This window comes from Kitasatospora sp. MBT63 (genome assembly GCF_000710465.2).
GTDB lineage: Bacteria > Actinomycetota > Actinomycetes > Streptomycetales > Streptomycetaceae > Kitasatospora.
Genome location: NZ_JAIZ01000409.1, coordinates 1 through 2,611, shown reverse-complemented (window position 1 = coordinate 2,611; position 2,611 = coordinate 1). Strand labels below are relative to the sequence as shown.

The window sequence follows — 2,611 nt, the reverse complement described above, 5'->3', positions numbered from 1 at the left end:
GCCAACACCGCGCCGACCTGACCAAGCCCTACTAGGGTGGCGCCATGACCCCGGAGATCTCCCGAGTGTCGGAGGCGACCGACGAGCTCGTCACCGCGCTGCGGCAGCTCGTGCCGCAACTGTCCTCCTCCGCGGCACCGGTGAGCCGCGAGTCGGTCGCCGAGGTGATCGGCTGCCCGGCCAACACCGTGCTGACCGCCCGGCTGGACGGGCGGATCGTGGGCACCCTGACGCTGGTGGTGTTCCCGCTGCCGAGCGGTCTGCGGGCCTGGATCGAGGACGTGGTGGTGGACGCCTCCGCGCGGGGCCACGGGGTCGGCCGGGCGCTGACCCGTGACGCACTGCGGCGGGCGGCCGAGCTGGGCGTCCGGACGGTCGACCTCACCTCCCGCCCGTCCCGGGTGGCGGCCAACCGGCTGTACCGCACGCTCGGTTTCGAGGTGCGCGATTCGAACGTCCTCAGGTACGCGGTGGACCCGGCCGGGGAGCCGCCCACCCCCGTGGGGCAGGTCCCCGGCCGGTGATCGAGGTGCCTCCGGGGCCTCCGCGAGTAGGTGGCCCGGTACAGCGCGGGGCGGGGAGCCCCTGTCATTCCGGCAGCAGCAGATTCACGTCGCCGAACTCGTGCCAGAGGTAGCGGCCTGCCACCGCCTCGGCGTAGCAGCGCTCCAGCAGCGGCCGGCCGGCCACCGCCTCCAGCATCTGCAGGTGCGACGCCTGCGGCTCGTGCCAGCCGGTGAGCAGGCCGTCCACCGCGCGGACCCCGCGCTCGGGTGTGATCACCAGTTCGGTCCAGCCCTCGGCCGGGTGCAGCCGCCCGTCCGGGTCCGCCACCGTTTCGAGCGCCCGGACCACGGTGGTGCCGACCGCGACCACCCGCCCGCCGCCGGAGCGGACGTGCTCCACCAGGCCGGCGGTGCTCGGCGGGACCCGGAACCGTTCGGCGTACGGCGCTTCGTGGGCCTCCGGCGAGGCGACCCCGGTGTGCAGCGTGACCGGCGCGACCAGGACCCCGCGGGCGGCCAGCCGGGCCACCGTGGTGGCGGTGAACGGCCTTGCCGCGCTGGGCATTTCGCTGCTGCCCGGCTCGGTCGCGAAGACCGTCTGGTAGGCCTCGATCGGCCAGTCGCGGTCGACGTAGCCGTAGCGGATCGCCCGGCCGTACCGGCCGAGGTACTCGATCGGCGGGCCCGGCAGGACCAGCCTGGCGTGCCAGAGCCGGTGGGTGTGCGGGGCGGTGAGTTCCGCCGACGCGCCGCCCGGCAGGTCGATCCGCAGCCCGGCCCGGGCGGGTGAGCTGCCCGGCGGGTAGTACACGGCGGCGCCGGCGGTGGGACGGCGCAGCTCGACCAGGTGGTGGCCGAGCGGGTCGGGCCGGGCGGTGGACAGGTGCAGGGCGATCTCCGTGCCGTCCGGGAGGCGGCCGGGCAGGGCGGCGGGCAGGGTGGCCGAGTTGTTGACCACCAGCAGGTCGCCCGGGCGCAGCAGTTCGGGCAGTTCGTGGAAGTGCCGGTGTTCGGTGGTGAGGGTGTCGCGCCGGCCGACCAGCATCCGGATGCCGTCGCGGGTGAGGCCCCGGGCCTCGGCCGGGGCGCGGGCGGACAGCTCGGGCGGGACGGTGACGGCGAGCCGGCCGTCCGGTACGTGACTCACCGTCATCTCACTCACCGTCCGCGAGCAGGGCCGCGGCGCTGTAGCGGCCGGAGGCGGGACGGTCGCGCAGCAGGGCACGGAAGGCGGGGACGACGGTGACGGGCAGCGGCCGGTCGGAGATGTCCTCACCGGGGAAGGCCTCCTGGTGCATCCGGGTCCGCAGGTCGCCGGGGTCCACGGCCCAGACCCGCAGCTCCGGCTCCTCGCGGGCGAGTACGGCGGAGATCTGGTCGAGCGCCGCCTTGCTGGCGCCGTACGCGCCCCAGCCCGGGTACGGCTCGACGGCCGCGTCGGAGCTGATGTTGAGGACGGCGCCGCTCCGGACGCGCAGTTGGTGCAGCAGCAACTGGGTGAGGACGGTCGGGCCGAGCACGTTGACCTCGAAGGTCTCCAGCAGGCCGGGCCGGGGGTGCTCGGCGAGGGTGGGCAGCGGGGCGCCGTCCAGGTCGTAACCGGTGAGCGTGGAGGCGTTGTTGACCAGGAGGTCGGCACCGCCGAGCGCGGCCGCGGCCTCGGCGAGGCGTACCCGGTGATCGTCGTCGACGACGGAGCCGGGCAGGGCCACCACCTCGGTGACGGCGGCGAGTTCGGTCTCGGCCTCGGCGAGGGCGGCGGGGTCGCGGGCGGTGATCACCAGGTGCCAGCCGTCGGCGGCCAGCGCGCGGGCCAGTTCGCGGCCGAGGCCGCGGGAGGCGCCGGTGAGGACGGCGACGGGCGCCCGGCCGGGCCGGCGGCCCTGCGGGTCGTGGTGGTGGAGGTGGTGCGGCTCGCGCTGCGTTTCGGTCATGCCCCGAGCCTGCCTCCCGGACCGCCCCCGGCAGATCGGGCGGCGGCCGGGAGCCCGGCGGGCCCTTCGGCGTAGGCCGCCCGGACCAGGCCGCCCGGACCAGGACCGAGGCCGGGACCGGCTCTGGGTGGGGCCGGACGCGCCGGCGCCCCGCGCACCCTGGTGGCGGAT

3 protein-coding genes are annotated in these 2,611 nt (G+C 76.1%); 1 reads left to right on the top strand and 2 read right to left on the bottom strand.

Features of this window, described 5'->3' with window-relative positions:
• The first annotated feature begins 44 nt into the window (after positions 1–44).
• Positions 45–524: a GNAT family N-acetyltransferase gene (locus AA75_RS22875; RefSeq protein ID WP_051813094.1), complete on the top strand. Its 480-nt coding sequence runs from the start codon at positions 45–47 to the stop codon at positions 522–524.
• Between the two features lie 64 nt (positions 525–588).
• On the opposite strand, the gene AA75_RS22870 is transcribed toward AA75_RS22875, so the two are convergent.
• Complete coding sequence (locus AA75_RS22870) at positions 589–1,659, bottom strand: S-adenosylmethionine:tRNA ribosyltransferase-isomerase (RefSeq protein ID WP_033822062.1); 1,071 nt, start codon at positions 1,657–1,659, stop codon at positions 589–591.
• A 1-nt stretch (position 1,660) separates the two neighbouring features.
• Positions 1,661–2,440 carry an SDR family oxidoreductase gene (locus AA75_RS22865; RefSeq protein WP_082526751.1) on the bottom strand — a complete coding sequence of 260 codons (780 nt, stop codon included), beginning with the start codon at positions 2,438–2,440 and terminating at the stop codon, positions 1,661–1,663.
• Positions 2,441–2,611: the final 171 nt, after the last annotated feature.

Bases quoted from the DNA above. Each gene is read 5' to 3' on its own strand.
- AA75_RS22870 (WP_033822062.1), bottom strand. From the start codon at position 1,659: ATGACGGTGAGTCACGTACCGGACGGCCGGCTCGCCGTCACCGTCCCG.
- AA75_RS22865 (WP_082526751.1), bottom strand. From the start codon at position 2,440: ATGACCGAAACGCAGCGCGAGCCGCACCACCTCCACCACCACGACCCG.
- AA75_RS22875 (WP_051813094.1), top strand. From the start codon at position 45: ATGACCCCGGAGATCTCCCGAGTGTCGGAGGCGACCGACGAGCTCGTC.